Here is a 14,860-nt window from a genome sequence, read left to right on the forward strand (position 1 = left end):
TTAATCACCTTTTTCGGCACTATGTCTTTTTAAGACTAACACCGATATTTGTCAATGTCAATAAAGGCCTATAAGGCTAAGACATTTCCTCAAGAACTAAATGTCGCTCTAATTTACGCTTCACTCGCTGCAATGCATTATCAATGGATTTCACATGACGGTTTAATTTTGCAGAAATTTCATGATAAGACTGGCCATCTAGATATAGGGCTAAAACTTGTAACTCTAATTCACTTAAAATCTCACTCATCTTTTCTTCTAAATATCCAAACTCTTCTCTATGAATCATCAATTCTTCTGGATCATCCATAATAGCACCTGTTAGCACATCCATAAGCGTTCGATCTGATTCTTCATCAAATATGGGCTTGTCCAAAGAGATATAGGAATTTAACGGTATATGTTTTTGCCTAGTGGCTGTTTTAATAGCCGTGATAATTTGCCTTGTAATACATAACTCTGCAAAAGCCCTGAAAGATGCAAGTTTATCTCCCTTAAAATCGCGGATTGCCTTATATAAACCGATCATGCCTTCTTGCACAATGTCTTCCTTATCTGCTCCAATCAAAAAATAGGATCTTGCCTTCGCTCTTACTAACAAACGGTATTTCGTAATTAAAAAATCCAACGCATCTGTATTACCTTGATGCACCATTTCAATAAGTTCTTCATCATTGAATCGTTCAAAATCTTGTGTCACTTGTACAATGCTATTTTTAAACATGGTATCACCTCAGTCACAACAGATAATTAGGAACAGTATAACGGAATTGGAAAATATGCGTCAATCAATCTTTCAAGCCACGTCTCCATTTTTCAAAGGCAAGAGCAACATCTGGCTTTAATTCTATACGAGAAGGTGGCTTGCTTTCTTGTTTTCGCTTTACATCATGTGAAATTTTATGTTGGATAATGCTAGTATCAATTTCTAGCTCTCTTGCTGATTTCCTTAGGGCGCCATTACCAAATATAACGCTTTGCTCTGCCATATCAGAGGTTGCTACATGTATTTGTACATTTCTAGCCTTTAATTCATGTGTCATTTTTTCAATACGTTCATCTGCTGTTTCATTTTTCCGAGTATAAATGACCTCTACATCATTTTCTATATAAGATTGCTCCACTCCTGGTACAAGGTGTGCGTCAAAAACAATAATTACGCGCCAACCTATAGCTGCTTTATATTCAGCCATAAGTTCGATTAACCTTCTGCGCGCATCTTCAAAATTTGTGTCACGTAATGGCCGCAGCTCTTTCCAAGATCCAATCATATTATAGCCATCAACAAGCAAAATGTTTTTCATTGTTAGTCATTCGCTTCTTGACGTTTACGATACACTTCGTACATTAAAAGCGCTGCAGCTACTGATGCGTTTAGTGATGTAACATGCCCAACCATTGGTAAGTGATATAAAAAATCGCATTTTTCTTTTAATAAGCGACCCATTCCCTTGCCCTCACTACCAATAATGATAGCTAATGGTAATGTCGCATCCATTTTTCGATAATCGACAGAACCTTTCGCATCTGTACCAGCAATCCATATACCTCGTTCTTTTAACTCATCAATTGTTTGAGCAAGATTGTTCACACGTACAACTGGCACGTGCTCAATAGCTCCTGTAGATGCCTTTGCTACTACAGCTGTTAAACTTACTGATCGACGCTTAGGAATAATAATTCCATGAGCTCCTATAGCATCGGCCGTTCTCATAATAGACCCTAGGTTATGAGGATCCTCTAACTCATCTAAAATTAAGAAAAAGGGATCTTCCTGTTTATTTGCAGCTGCTGTAAATAAGTCCTCAAGTTCAGCATACTGATATGCTGCAACAGAAGCAACAATTCCTTGGTGATTAGCACTCGATAATTGATCGACTTTCTTTTTTGGAACAAACTGAACGATGACACCACGTTCTCGAGCTAAATCTAGCAATTCATTCACACCAGATTTTTTAACACCCTCTGCAATCCATACTTTATTCATATCGCGGCCTGAACGAAGTGCTTCTAACACTGGGTTTTTACCGGCAATAATTTCACCATTTTGTTCTACCATTATTTCGACACTCCCTTTGATTCCTCGATTATTTGAATAGCATATGCAATGATTTCATACACCCGTTCTAGTTCATTTAATAAATATAAACTACCAAGCACCGCCTCAAAGCCTGAGCTATTACGATAGGTTTGGATATCAGTATTCTTTGGAACAGAGCCGGATTTGGCATTGCGTCCACGACGGAACACAGCCAATTCCTCCTCAGTTAAATAATTTTCATCCATCATGCGATGAACGATCATAGATTGTGCTTTTGCTGAAACATAGCGAGTCGCCTCACGATGGAGTGTATTTGGTTTAACACGTCCAGAGCGTAGTAAATGTTCACGGATTTTTTGCTCCAATACAGCATCACCCATATAGGCTAACGCTAGCGCATTTAATTGCTTAACATCTTCATTGCGAAGTTTATCCAACTTAATTACCCTCGTTTCCATCTAGTTCCTTGTCGTGTATCTTCTAAAATGATACCTTGGGCTTGCAAATGGTCACGAATCTCATCAGATCGAGCAAAATCACGATTTTTACGTGCCTCTACGCGTTCTTGTAGCAATGCTTCAATTTCTTCGTCTAATAGTTCTTCTTCTTTTGCAAATTCAATACCTAAGACGTCACCTAATACCTCAAAAGTTTCAATAAATGTTTCTAATACTTTCTTGCAAGTATTAGCTTCATTCAAGTAAATATTAGCAATACGAGCTATCTCAAATAATACAGAAATAGCGTTAGCTGTATTAAAGTCATCATCCATCGCCTCTTCAAAATGCGCTTTTTGTTCAGCAATTTTGCTAAGCCATTCTTCTGAGTTGTCGCCTAGACTCGCCGTAGTAGTAAGGCGATGCTTCACGTTGTTGTAAGCTGTACGAATGCGTTCTAAGCCCGATGCAGCAGCTTCTACTAAATCTTTCGCAAAATTAATTGGATGGCGGTAATGAACAGATAACATAAAGAAACGAAGTACCTGCGGGTCAATTTGTTTACGGATATCATTAACAAGAATGAAATTACCAAGAGATTTGGACATCTTTTCATTATCGATATTAATATAACCGTTATGCATCCAATAACGCGCAAATGTTTTGTCATTATGTGCTTCCGATTGAGCAATTTCATTTTCGTGATGCGGGAAAGTTAAATCCTGCCCACCAGCATGAATATCAATAGTATCTCCTAAATGTTCACGAGCCATTACAGAACATTCAATGTGCCAGCCTGGACGGCCATCTCCCCATGGACTTTTCCAGAAAATCTCACCTGGTTTAGCCGCTTTCCACAAGGCAAAATCTAGTGCATCATCTTTTTTCTCTCCTGCTTCAATACGGGCACCAATTTTTAAATCATCCACTGATTGGTGCGATAATTTACCATAGCCATCAAACTTACGAGTACGATAATACACATCGCCAGCAGATTCATATGCGTAGCCTTTTTCAATTAACACTTGAATAAATTGAATGATATCGTCCATATGTTCTGTCACTCGTGGATGAACATCTGCTTTTTTGCACCCTAGTGCTGTTACATCTTCAAAGTATGCAGCAATAAAGCGCTCTGTTAATTCATGTACTTCTTCTCCCAGCTCATTTGCTGCCTTAATAATTTTATCGTCTACATCCGTAAAATTTGATACAAACTTTACATCATAGCCTTTATATTGAAAATAACGACGTACTGTATCGTAAACAATTACAGGACGTGAATTCCCGATATGAATATAGTTATAAACAGTCGGACCGCACACATACATTTTCACTTTACCTTCTTCTAGCGGTACGAAGGTTTCCTTTTGTCTTGTTAATGAGTTAAAAATTTGAATACTCATCGTGTTTCTCTCTCCTTTTGTAAGCGTTCGATTTCCTGCTGCAATTCGGCGATCTGCTTCTCGAAACCTTGACAACGTTCTTCTACAGGATCAGGTATATTTTGATGATCTAGCTTTTTCTCTAGACGCACGCCATCCTTAATTACTATTTTACCAGGAATACCGACAACTGTAGCGTTTGGTGGTACTTCTTTTAAAACAACAGAGCCAGCACCAATTTTACTATTTTCGCCAATCGTGATAGAGCCTAAAACTTTAGCTCCTGTTGCAACAAGCACATTGTCTTCTAAAGTAGGGTGTCGCTTCCCTTTTTCTTTTCCTGTACCCCCTAAAGTGACACCCTGATACAAGGTAACATTATCACCAATCTCACAAGTTTCACCAATAACAACACCCATACCATGATCTATAAAAAAGCGTCGGCCAATTTTCGCACCAGGATGAATTTCAATACCAGTAAAGAAACGGCTAATTTGCGAAATGGCACGAGCTATAAAGTAAAAGCGTCTTTTAAAGAACCAATGTGCCACTCGATGTGCCCATGTAGCATGCAGGCCTGAATAGGTTAACACCACTTCAAAAACACTACGTGCTGCTGGATCATTCTCAAAAATCGTAGCCACATCTTCCTTCATTCTTTTAAACACAAAAAACTCCCCCTCTTCATGTTGGTCTAATTTACATCCTTTGAATTCCTACAAAGCAATTGTCATTTTCCTTCAGACTCTCCTGGGTAGATGATTGTGGTAAGGACGCTTCTTTAAGCCTTGCCTAATTGCCGCTCTTGAGATGCTTCACTAAAAATAAAAAGCGCCTCTATCATCCCAAAAAGGAATGACAGAGACGCTAAAATAACGTGGTTCCACTCTGATTGAAGGCAAAAAAGCCTTCCACTTTGGACGTTCTTTAACGGGAACGACTCGATAAAGCCTACTATAGTTCAGCTTTACGCTCAAAGGTGCATTTCAGTTTTACCTAGACTCAGACCACTTTCAGCCGGTGATGGTCCTCTCTTGAGAGCGTGCGCCACTTACTTCTCCTTATCAACGCTTTTTCAATGTAAATACATTTTACAACGAAAGAATGAATTGTCAATAAATTTCTCTTATTGTGCAAATTTTCCTACGCGGTCAATTGTTTTTTCTTTCCCAATTAAGCAAATTGCATTTGGTAACTCTGGGCCATGTGTTTCACCTGTTGTTACAACGCGGATTGGCATAAATAGATTTTTACCTTTATGACCTGTTGCTTTTTGCACAGCTTTTATAGCAGCTTTTACTGTGTCTGGTGTAAATTCTTCTAATTCCTCGAGCTGTGCTTTAAATGCAGCCATTACTTCAGGAACTTGCTCACCTGCTAAGACCTCTTTTGCTTCTTCATCATATTCAATATGATCGTTAAAGAATAGGCTAGATAGTTCAACAATTTCCGCACCAAAGCTCATTTGATCGTGGTAAAGGGCAATTAAATCTGTCGCCCATGCACGTTGCTCCGCAGTAAGTTCTTCGGGTAATAGGCCAGCTTTTTGCAAATGTGGTAAAGATAAAGCCACAACTTCTTCTAAAGATAGCTTTTTAATATATTGATTATTCATCCATGTTAATTTTTGCTTATCAAACATCGATGGTGATTTAGATAGACGTTTTTCATCAAAGATTTTAATAAATTCTTCTTTGGAGAAAATCTCTTCTTCCCCTTCTGGAGACCAACCAAGTAGTGCAAAGAAATTGAACATCGCTTCAGGAAGATACCCTAAATCTTTGTATTGTGTAACAAATTGAATAATTGATTCATCACGTTTAGATAACTTTTTACGGTTTTCATTAATAATTAATGTCATATGTCCAAAACGAGGATATTCCCAGCCAAATGCATCAAAAATCATCATTTGTTTTGGTGTGTTTGATAAATGCTCTTCACCACGGAAAACGTGAGAAATTTCCATGAAATGATCATCTAAAACAACAGCATAGTTGTAGGTTGGGATACCATTAGCTTTAACAATTACCCAATCACCAATGTCCTTTGATTCAAAAGTAACTTGGCCACGAACTAAATCTTCAAATTCATACGTTACATTTGCCGGTACACGCATACGGATTGTGTATGGCTCACCTGCTGCTTCTTTAGCTGCAACTTCTTCTGCAGATAGGTGACGGCATGTACCATCATAAGTTGGAGCCGCCACACCTCTTGCTTTTTGTTCTTCGCGAGATGCTTCAAGTTTTTCTGACGAACAGAAACATTTGTAAGCTACACCTTGCTCCAATAGCTTTTCAGCGTGCTCTTTATAAATATCAAGACGTTCCATTTGACGATAAGGCGCATAAGGTCCACCAATATCAATGGACTCATCATATTCAATACCTAACCATTTTAGGTTATCTAGCTGAGATGCTTCTCCGCCCTCTACATTACGTTCAATATCCGTATCTTCAATACGTACAATGAATTTACCGTTATGATGTTTTGCATATAAATAATTGAATAATGCTGTACGCGCTCCACCGATATGTAAATAACCTGTTGGAGATGGCGCGTAACGAACGCGAACTTCTTTCGTCATAATTAAAAGCCTCCTAAATTTTCGATCAAAAATTGACTTTGTTCATTTTACCACTCTGTTACTGGAAATAAAAGCGTTGTTAATCCGCAGTCACTTCTTTATCAATAGAATTGTTGCCATAGCTGCTATACCTTCTTCACGACCTGTAAAACCTAATCGTTCAGTTGTTGTTGCCTTTACATTGACTTGTGATGGTTCTGCGTGTAACAGTTCTGCGATGCGATTTTGCATCTGTCCAATATATGGGGCCATTTTGGGACGCTGTGCCATGATTGTACAATCAACATTCCCTAGAACATAGCCTTTATCCTCAACCAGTTTCCAAATATACTCTAATAATTTTGCTGAATCTGCATCTTTAAAGGCTGGATCTGTATCAGGAAAATGACGACCGATATCTCCTTCTCCAATTGCCCCTAATGCCGCATCCGTAACTGTGTGTAAAAGCACATCAGCGTCTGAGTGTCCTACTAACCCTTTTTCATGCGGAATAGTAATACCTCCAATAATTAATGGTCGACCTTCTTCAAATGCATGTACGTCAAAACCTTGTCCAATTCGAAACATATGATAGAGAGACTACTTTAACAAAACATGTGGATTTGATCAGTACTTGTTTGCTAAATACGCAGTCTCATTCACCTTCTTTCACTTTTATATTTACTCACTATTATACCCTCACATTTTAACATATTTCCTAGGAAATTGAGCTGATAGCAAATAGTGAGTATTTTGTTGACAAACACATAAAATCTCATTAGCAACAATCGCCAATGAGATTTTTTAAACTACAAATTATGCTCGCTTGCGTAAAATGGCCTCTCCAAATAGTAAATCTTCTTGTGTCGTCATTTTGACATTTTCGTAGCTACTTTCTACAATGTGCACCGTATGTCCTAAACGTTCGACTAGCATAGCTTCATCTGTACCAAGAAAACCAACTTTCTCAGCAACGTCCTCAGCCTCCACTATTAAATCATATTGAAAGGCTTGTGGCGTTTGAATCATCCATAGGCTGTCACGGTCAACAGTCTCTTCAATGATACCATTACGGACCTTTTTCATCGTATCCTTCGCTCGAACCCCAGCAATAGCTGCACCGTTTTGATGTGCACTTTGTACAAGATTGGCGATAATATCATGCGTAATAAAAGGTCGGGCTGCATCATGGACAAGCACAATATCAACCTGTTGCATCTCTTTCATACAGGAATGAACTGAATGCTGCCGCTCCGCACCACCAGCAGGCAAGCCCTTCACCTTTGTAATCCCAAATTGCTCTAGCAATCCTTGAATATAGACGCGTTCTTCCGGCTTTACAGCCAACCAAATCCCTGTGCAAAAAGGGTCTTGTTGAAACACTTCTAACGTGTGTATCAAAATTGGTTTATCCAAAAGCTCTAAAAATAACTTATTTTGTCCTGCGCCCATGCGTTTTCCGCTTCCCGCTGCAGGTAAAACTACTTCATAATGCATGTTTCCACATCCTAATCGTCCTTCGGCTTCGCAAATATCATACGACCTGCTGATGTTTGCAGCACACTCGTTACTGTAACTGTAATTGCCTGTCCTATATAGTTACGACCACCTTCAACAACAATCATCGTTCCATCATCTAAATAGGCAACTCCTTGATTATGCTCTTTACCATCCTTTATAACCACAACCTGCATATCTTCTCCAGGGATTACCACAGGCTTCACCGCATTCGCTAAATCATTAATATTTAATACCTTCACATGGTGTAGCTCACAGACCTTATTAAGGTTAAAATCATTCGTGACAATTTGCGTGTCGTTACCCATTTTCTTTGCAAGTCGTACGAGCTTTAAATCTACTTCTTGTACATCCTCAAAATCCTCGTCCGTTATCTCAACTTTTGTCTTACGCTCATCTTGGAGTTTTCTTAAAATATCTAAACCACGACGACCTCTTGTGCGTTTTAACGTATCAGAAGAATCCGCAATATGCTGAAGCTCCGTGAGGACAAATTGGGGTACAACTAGGATACCTTCTATGAAGCCTGTTTCTGAAATATCCGCAATACGACCATCAATAATAACGCTCGTATCTAGCAGCTTATAGCTCCCTCGTACTTCTGGGATCTCAGCACCTTCAGTAGCTTTTTTCTTTGTATTATTACTCCGTAAGGTAAAAAGCTGTATTAATTCATCTCTTTTTCTAAAACCAAGACGAAAGCCTAAATACCCTAATACAAATGACAGGATAATAGGGAGTACCTCTGTAATAACAGGAATTTGCACACTATCGATAGCAAAGCCTAAAAAATAAGCGACTATAAGGCCAATTATTAAACCAAGCGTACCAAATAATAAATCTCCGACAGGGACCTTAAACAGGACCTCTTCCATCCAGCTAATGAGCTTCACAAAATAATCGGAAAATGCAAACGAAAGGGTAAAAAGTAAAAGTGCGCCTAATGCTACCGATACGTAAGGATTATCTAGCCAAGGATTAGATGATAGATGAAGCAATTCGTATAATGGCGGTAAGAAAACAAGGCCTAATGCTCCTCCAATCAGTAAAAACGCAATTTGAACAAATTTTTTCACAAGCTGTCACCTCCTATTGTTAGTTAAGATTATACATAGTTTACAGTAGAAAATCTTTCATCAGGTCATCAAATATCATTATTTTTAATGTTCCTGAACTTAGATAAATTATTTACATAAAATTCTTCAAACATCCATTTTAGTTTGTTTTATATTATTTCTTCATAACTCTTTTCTTACTATAAACAAGGACGTTTATCCCCTTACTTGAGTTTCCGAATTCATCGTCAAAAATGAAGGAAAAAATGCATGTCAGAATAATATCCAACATGCACATTTTTTTACAACTCTCTGAAGCAGGCATTAAGCGCATCTTTTATCGTTTCTACACCGACAATTTCAATTCCCTGTGGAAAATCCCAACCACCAATATTAGATGCGGGAATAAAGGCTCTTTTAAAACCTAGCTTCGCTGCCTCAATAACACGTTGTTCTATACGGGATACACGACGCACCTCACCTGTTAGCCCTACTTCACCAATAAAACAGTCCGTTGCTCGTACTGCTTGATCCTTAAAACTAGAGACAATGCTAGTTAAAACAGCTAAATCAATAGCTGGCTCATCCAGTTTGACGCCACCAGCAACTTTAATATATGCGTCCTGGGCTTGTAGCATGAGACCCATCCGCTTTTCTAGTACCGCCATTAATAGTTGCACGCGGTTTTGGTCAACACCAGTAGCCATACGTTTAGGATAGTTAAAGCTTGTAGGTGTAACTAAAGACTGAATCTCAACAAGAATTGGCCTTGTCCCCTCCATCGATGCAACGATAGTTGAGCCCGCAGCTCCTTGTGAGCGCTCCTGCAAAAATAGCTCAGAAGGATTTAAAACTTCCTTTAAACCTCCTTGAAGCATCTCAAATATCGCAATTTCATTTGTGGAGCCAAAGCGGTTTTTTTGGCTTCGTAGAATACGATGGTTATGATGTCTTTCCCCTTCAAAATACAATACGGTATCCACCATATGCTCTAAAATACGAGGCCCGGCAATTTGTCCTTCTTTTGTTACATGTCCAACTAAGAAAATTGCAATACCCTTTGTCTTAGCAATTCTCATAAGCTCTGCTGTACATTCACGGACCTGTGAGACACTTCCTGGTGCACTCGTTACCTCTGGATGGAAGACCGTTTGAATCGAGTCGACAATGACAAATTTCGGCTGTACTTCATCAATTGTTTGGTTTAAAAATTCAAGGTTCATTTCGGAATAGATGTAAAGCTCCTGGGAAACAACCCCCAAACGCTCTGCACGTAACTTCGTTTGACGAATGGATTCCTCACCCGAAATATAAAGTACACGATGCCCCTTATTCGAAAGTAAAGCCGAAACTTGTAATAATAAAGTAGATTTCCCTATCCCAGGATCACCACCTATTAACACTAGAGAGCCCGGTACGATGCCACCACCTAGAACGCGGTTCAATTCGCCCATTTCCGTCGCAACACGGGATTCTTCAGTTGCTTCAACCTGTATAATCGGAAGGGCTTTCTGGGTTACTGTAGCAGAATGTTGAAATGCGCCACGTGGTCCTTTTGCTACGACTTCTACTTCTTCCACCATTTTATTCCATTCTCCACATCCTGGACATCTACCCATCCATTTAGCAGATTCATAGCCACAGCCCGAGCATACGAATTTCGTTTTTTTCTTCGCCAAATTCTTTTCACCTCGAATATTTGTTCTTATCATCAATTGTACAGAAAAAAAGACAGCTTGGCACCTAAAGCCTCGCTGTCTTTACATGAAATTATTTAGAGATAGAAACTCCCTCTTTTTTCTTCACAACAAATTCATCATTTACATAATCAATGACTACTTGATTACCCTTTTCTACGTTACCTTTAAGCAATTCTTCGGATAATCGATCCTCTACTTGTTTTTGTAATGCACGGCGTAGTGGACGCGCACCGTATTGAGGGTCATAGCCTTCCTCTGCAATTTTCTCAAGGGCTGCATCTGTTAGCTCTAACGAAATATCTTGCTCTTTTAAGCGTTTCGTTAATGCATTGCCCATCATTGCAATGATCTCTTTTAAATGCTCTTTTTCTAATGAGTGGAAGACAATCATTTCATCGATACGGTTTAAGAACTCTGGGCGGAATGCTTTTTTCAATTCTTCTAGCATTGTACCCTTCATGTCTTTATGTTTAGATGCAGCACCGCCTACATTGAAACCAAGGCTCTTTTGATATTTTAAAGCATCAGCACCAACGTTAGATGTCATAATAACCACTGTATTGCGGAAGTCTACAACACGCCCCTTAGAGTCTGTTAAACGACCATCTTCAAGAACTTGCAGAAGAATATTGAACACATCAGGGTGTGCTTTTTCAATTTCATCTAATAATACTACTGAATAAGGTTTACGACGAACTTTTTCAGTCAGTTGACCACCATCATCGAAGCCTACATAGCCTGGAGGTGAACCTACTAGGCGTGAAGTCGAATGTTTCTCCATATATTCAGACATATCGACACGTATCATAGCATCTTCATCACCAAACATTACTTCAGCAAGCGCTCTTGCAAGCTCTGTTTTACCAACACCTGTAGGTCCTAAGAAGATAAATGAACCGATTGGTCGTTTTGGATCTTTTAAGCCTGCTCTTGCACGGCGGATTGCACGGGAAATGGCCTCTACCGCTTCTCCTTGCCCAACAACACGTTTGTGTAATTCCTCTTCGAGTTGTAACAACTTCGATGATTCTTCGGAAGCAATTTTAGCTACCGGGATTCCTGTCCACATCGATACTACTGCTGCAACATCATCCACAGTCACTTTTGATTCGGCTTTGCCTTGCTCTTCTTTCCAATTTTTCCGAGTAGCTTCAATTTCATCTTTCAGCTTTTGCTCTGTGTCTCTTAGAGATGCTGCCTTTTCAAACTCTTGGCCCGATACGGCTGCATTTTTTTCCGAGCGAACATTTTCAAGCTTATCTTCAAGTGCCTTTAGGTTTGGTGGCACTGCAAATGAACGTAAGCGTACTTTAGAACCAGCCTCATCAATTAAGTCAATCGCTTTATCTGGCAAGAAGCGGTCAGAAATATATCTGTCACTCATTTTTGCAGCTGCTTCGATTGCTTCATCTGTTATTTTTACGCGGTGATGTGCTTCATAACGATCACGTAAGCCTTGAATAATTTGAATCGCTTCTTCTACTGTTGGTTCATCCACTTGAATTGGTTGGAAACGACGCTCTAATGCTGCATCCTTTTCAATATATTTACGGTATTCATCAAGCGTAGTTGCCCCAATACATTGAAGCTCGCCTCGTGCTAAAGATGGTTTTAAAATATTGGATGCATCAATCGCACCTTCTGCACCACCAGCACCGATTAATGTATGCAATTCATCGATAAATAAAATAATATTACCAGCTTGGCGAATTTCATCCATTACCTTTTTCAAACGGTCCTCAAATTCACCACGATATTTTGTACCAGCAACGACAGTTCCCATATCGAGCGTCATCACTCGCTTGTCACGAAGGATTTCAGGCACTTCGTTATTTATAATTTGCTGTGCTAGCCCCTCCGCAATAGCTGTTTTACCAACACCAGGCTCACCAATCAATACAGGGTTATTTTTAGTACGACGTGATAAAACCTCGATGACACGTGTAATTTCCTTACTTCGACCAATAACAGGGTCTAATGTACCTTCACGTGCAATTTGTGTTAAATCACGTGCTAGGCTATCTAATGTTGGAGTATTGGCAGCTTGTGCTGCTTGTTGTCCAGATTGTGCATTATCGTTATTACCTAGTAGCAATAGTACTTGTTGACGTGCTTTATTTAAACCGACACCGGCGTTATTTAGGACACGAGCTGCCACCCCTTCTCCTTCACGAATAAGGGCTAGTAGCAAATGCTCTGTGCCGATATATGAGTGACCTAATTTTCGTGATTCGTCAACTGATAGTTCAATTACTTTCTTAGCTCTTGGCGTATAATGAACAATTGGGCCAACGTCTTCTTTACCCTTACCAACTAACTCTTCAATACCAGCTTCAATTCTTTGAGGACTAATATCAATAGCTTCTAACGCTTTTGCAGCAATACCGCCGCCTTCACGTATAAGCCCTAATAGAATATGCTCTGTGCCAATAGATTCGTGCTTCCAACGAATAGCCTCTTCTTGAGCAAGCTGTAATACTTTTTGCGCGCGTTGTGTAAAACGATTAAACATCATATAAATCCTCTCCTTTTTCCCCATTTATAGGCTTATTCGTATATTCTCGAGATAACGCCTCACGAAGCATTTCTGCTCGTACACGATCTCGTTCAGCAGGGGGCAGTGCCTCGCCTGCATAGTGCTGTAAAAAACCTGGTTGCATACTGACAACACACTCATTTAACGTTGTTGCATGAATACCTGCAATCAACTCTAAATCCACACCTAGACGAACATTAGATAGACAGGTAGCTGCTTCCTCACTTGTTAAAATTCTCGCATGAGTTAGAGTACCTAAAGCTCGATATACTCTATCTTCTAGAGCAAGCTCCGCTTTTTCCATCAATTTACTTCTTGCATGTCGTTCTTTCTGAATAATCTTTTCAGCGACACTTTGGATATCTGCTAAAATGTCCTCTTCTGTCTTACCAAGAGTAATTTGGTTAGACACTTGATAAACATTGCCTAAATTTTCGCTGCCTTCTCCGTATATACCTCTTACAGTCATGCCTAAGCGTGTCATAGCGTTAATAATTTGATTCATTTGTCCCGTTAAGGTTAGGGCAGGTAAATGCATCATGACGGATGCTCGGAGACCCGTACCAATATTCGTCGGACAACTTGTTAAATAGCCAAATGTATCTCGGAAGGCGTAAGGTAATACCTTCTCTAGAATACGATCAATTTTATTTGCTTGTTCATAAGCACTTTGAAGTTGAAAACTTGCTGTCATACATTGAATGCGCAAATGATCTTCTTCATTCACCATAATGCTAACGGATTCATCTTCAGAAAGTAGGATAGAGCCCACTTGTTCTTTTTTAGCTAATTGCGGACTAATTAAGTGCTTTTCGACAAGAATTTGACGCTGCAAAGGTGTTAAATCCTTTATAGCAAAATAAGCATAATCATTTTGAAGCGTTGGGCTATCACTTACTGCATGTGTAACTGCCTGCTCCACTTGCAATGCTTCATTCTCTGAGAATGCCAGCGGAAAACGATAACCATCTAAATTTCGAGCAAGGCGAATACGTGTACTAATGACAATATCTGAATAATCATCCTCGATATGCATCCAAGATGGCGTCGCACGCTCTAAAAATGATTCAATCATCATGTCACATCACCACCTTCAAATTGCAGCTGCTTCTCTAACTCTTTGACTTCATCTCGAAGCTTAGCCGCCTCTTCAAATTGTTCTTCATCAACAGCCGATTTCATACGCTTACGAATATCCTCAATTTGCTTTTTAATTACATACACATTACTGCGAGCGCCAGGCATTTTTCCGATGTGTTGGGGTCCTGCCTGGATGCGATTAAAGAGCTTTGGTAAATGCTCACTAAATGTGTCATAACAGCTTGGGCATCCAAATTTCCCTTCTTTTAAAAATTGTTTATACGAAAATCCACATTGTGGGCATGTTTGCTGTTGTGGTTGTACTTGTTGTTTTTCTCCAACCTTTTGCCACGTTGGTGAGCCAAACCAGTTTGATAATAACTGTTGTATAGAAACTGGCTCTTGTTTAAATTCTGCATGAAATGGATGGAACTGTGAGGCGCAGACGTCACAATAATGGTGCTCCACCTTTTGCCCATTTTGAACTTGTGTTACTGTAACTGTTGCATTACGTTGTTTACAATGTTCGCATATCATTCCCA

General features: G+C 39.4%; 14 protein-coding genes and 1 other annotated feature. All 14 genes read right to left on the reverse strand.

The window, feature by feature from the left end; translation table 11 throughout:
* Nucleotides 1–76: 76 nt before the first annotated feature.
* Nucleotides 77–724 carry an RNA polymerase sporulation sigma factor SigH gene (gene sigH, locus MKY49_RS22035; RefSeq protein ID WP_274794966.1) on the reverse strand — a complete coding sequence of 216 codons (648 nt, stop codon included), beginning with the start codon at nucleotides 722–724 and terminating at the stop codon, nucleotides 77–79.
* 64 nt (nucleotides 725–788) lie between these two features.
* Nucleotides 789–1,304, reverse strand: coding sequence for an NYN domain-containing protein (locus MKY49_RS22040; RefSeq protein ID WP_274794967.1), 516 nt, complete (start codon nucleotides 1,302–1,304; stop codon nucleotides 789–791).
* Between the two features lie 2 nt (nucleotides 1,305–1,306).
* Nucleotides 1,307–2,059: a 23S rRNA (guanosine(2251)-2'-O)-methyltransferase RlmB gene (gene rlmB / locus MKY49_RS22045; RefSeq protein ID WP_274794968.1), complete on the reverse strand. Its 753-nt coding sequence runs from the start codon at nucleotides 2,057–2,059 to the stop codon at nucleotides 1,307–1,309.
* Nucleotides 2,059–2,499 (reverse strand): Mini-ribonuclease 3, encoded by a 441-nt coding sequence (locus MKY49_RS22050; RefSeq protein WP_396631745.1) that lies wholly within the window; start codon nucleotides 2,497–2,499, stop codon nucleotides 2,059–2,061. Before MKY49_RS22050 ends, rlmB begins: the two co-directional genes overlap by 1 nt.
* Nucleotides 2,484–3,884 (reverse strand): cysteine--tRNA ligase, encoded by a 1,401-nt coding sequence (cysS, locus tag MKY49_RS22055; protein ID WP_322611859.1) that lies wholly within the window; start codon nucleotides 3,882–3,884, stop codon nucleotides 2,484–2,486. The genes MKY49_RS22050 and cysS overlap by 16 nt, the downstream gene beginning before the upstream one ends.
* The gene (epsC, locus tag MKY49_RS22060; protein WP_322611860.1) at nucleotides 3,881–4,531 is read right to left on the reverse strand and encodes a serine O-acetyltransferase EpsC; all 651 of its coding nucleotides are present in this window, start codon (nucleotides 4,529–4,531) and stop codon (nucleotides 3,881–3,883) included. The genes cysS and epsC overlap by 4 nt, the downstream gene beginning before the upstream one ends.
* A gap of 189 nt (nucleotides 4,532–4,720) precedes the next feature.
* Nucleotides 4,721–4,940 (reverse strand) — a binding site (T-box leader).
* A gap of 49 nt (nucleotides 4,941–4,989) precedes the next feature.
* Complete coding sequence (gltX, locus tag MKY49_RS22065; RefSeq protein ID WP_312506404.1) at nucleotides 4,990–6,450, reverse strand: glutamate--tRNA ligase; 1,461 nt, start codon at nucleotides 6,448–6,450, stop codon at nucleotides 4,990–4,992.
* Between the two features lie 90 nt (nucleotides 6,451–6,540).
* Nucleotides 6,541–7,017: a 2-C-methyl-D-erythritol 2,4-cyclodiphosphate synthase gene (gene ispF / locus MKY49_RS22070; protein WP_274794973.1), complete on the reverse strand. Its 477-nt coding sequence runs from the start codon at nucleotides 7,015–7,017 to the stop codon at nucleotides 6,541–6,543.
* A gap of 228 nt (nucleotides 7,018–7,245) precedes the next feature.
* Nucleotides 7,246–7,926 carry a 2-C-methyl-D-erythritol 4-phosphate cytidylyltransferase gene (gene ispD / locus MKY49_RS22075; protein ID WP_312506403.1) on the reverse strand — a complete coding sequence of 227 codons (681 nt, stop codon included), beginning with the start codon at nucleotides 7,924–7,926 and terminating at the stop codon, nucleotides 7,246–7,248.
* Between the two features lie 11 nt (nucleotides 7,927–7,937).
* A complete protein-coding gene (locus MKY49_RS22080) occupies nucleotides 7,938–9,023 on the reverse strand; it encodes a PIN/TRAM domain-containing protein (RefSeq protein ID WP_274794975.1) in 1,086 nt (361 codons plus the stop codon).
* Nucleotides 9,024–9,304: 281 nt separating this feature from the next.
* Nucleotides 9,305–10,681, reverse strand: a complete 1,377-nt coding sequence (gene radA / locus MKY49_RS22085) for a DNA repair protein RadA (protein ID WP_341387091.1) — start codon at nucleotides 10,679–10,681, stop codon at nucleotides 9,305–9,307.
* Between the two features lie 91 nt (nucleotides 10,682–10,772).
* Nucleotides 10,773–13,217 carry an ATP-dependent Clp protease ATP-binding subunit gene (locus MKY49_RS22090; RefSeq protein WP_274794977.1) on the reverse strand — a complete coding sequence of 815 codons (2,445 nt, stop codon included), beginning with the start codon at nucleotides 13,215–13,217 and terminating at the stop codon, nucleotides 10,773–10,775.
* Nucleotides 13,207–14,316: a protein arginine kinase gene (locus MKY49_RS22095; RefSeq protein WP_274794978.1), complete on the reverse strand. Its 1,110-nt coding sequence runs from the start codon at nucleotides 14,314–14,316 to the stop codon at nucleotides 13,207–13,209. The genes MKY49_RS22090 and MKY49_RS22095 overlap by 11 nt, the downstream gene beginning before the upstream one ends.
* Complete coding sequence (locus tag MKY49_RS22100) at nucleotides 14,313–14,855, reverse strand: UvrB/UvrC motif-containing protein (RefSeq protein WP_274794979.1); 543 nt, start codon at nucleotides 14,853–14,855, stop codon at nucleotides 14,313–14,315. The genes MKY49_RS22095 and MKY49_RS22100 overlap by 4 nt, the downstream gene beginning before the upstream one ends.
* Nucleotides 14,856–14,860 lie beyond the last annotated feature (5 nt).

Origin of the sequence: Lysinibacillus sp. FSL M8-0134 (assembly GCF_038069745.1) — a bacterium.
Lineage (GTDB): Bacteria > Bacillota > Bacilli > Bacillales_A > Planococcaceae > Lysinibacillus > Lysinibacillus irui.

What these genes read in the sequence shown, in the direction of transcription:
- rlmB (WP_274794968.1), bottom strand. Translation starts at nt 2,059, where the DNA reads ATGGTAGAACAAAATGGTGAAATTATTGCCGGTAAAAACCCAGTGTTA.
- sigH (WP_274794966.1), bottom strand. Translation starts at nt 724, where the DNA reads ATGTTTAAAAATAGCATTGTACAAGTGACACAAGATTTTGAACGATTC.
- ispD (WP_312506403.1), bottom strand. Translation starts at nt 7,926, where the DNA reads ATGCATTATGAAGTAGTTTTACCTGCAGCGGGAAGCGGAAAACGCATG.
- ispF (WP_274794973.1), bottom strand. Translation starts at nt 7,017, where the DNA reads ATGTTTCGAATTGGACAAGGTTTTGACGTACATGCATTTGAAGAAGGT.
- MKY49_RS22090 (WP_274794977.1), bottom strand. Translation starts at nt 13,217, where the DNA reads ATGATGTTTAATCGTTTTACACAACGCGCGCAAAAAGTATTACAGCTT.
- cysS (WP_322611859.1), bottom strand. Translation starts at nt 3,884, where the DNA reads ATGAGTATTCAAATTTTTAACTCATTAACAAGACAAAAGGAAACCTTC.
- MKY49_RS22100 (WP_274794979.1), bottom strand. Translation starts at nt 14,855, where the DNA reads ATGATATGCGAACATTGTAAACAACGTAATGCAACAGTTACAGTAACA.
- MKY49_RS22050 (WP_396631745.1), bottom strand. Translation starts at nt 2,499, where the DNA reads ATGGAAACGAGGGTAATTAAGTTGGATAAACTTCGCAATGAAGATGTT.
- MKY49_RS22040 (WP_274794967.1), bottom strand. Translation starts at nt 1,304, where the DNA reads ATGAAAAACATTTTGCTTGTTGATGGCTATAATATGATTGGATCTTGG.
- MKY49_RS22095 (WP_274794978.1), bottom strand. Translation starts at nt 14,316, where the DNA reads ATGATGATTGAATCATTTTTAGAGCGTGCGACGCCATCTTGGATGCAT.
- gltX (WP_312506404.1), bottom strand. Translation starts at nt 6,450, where the DNA reads ATGACGAAAGAAGTTCGCGTTCGTTACGCGCCATCTCCAACAGGTTAT.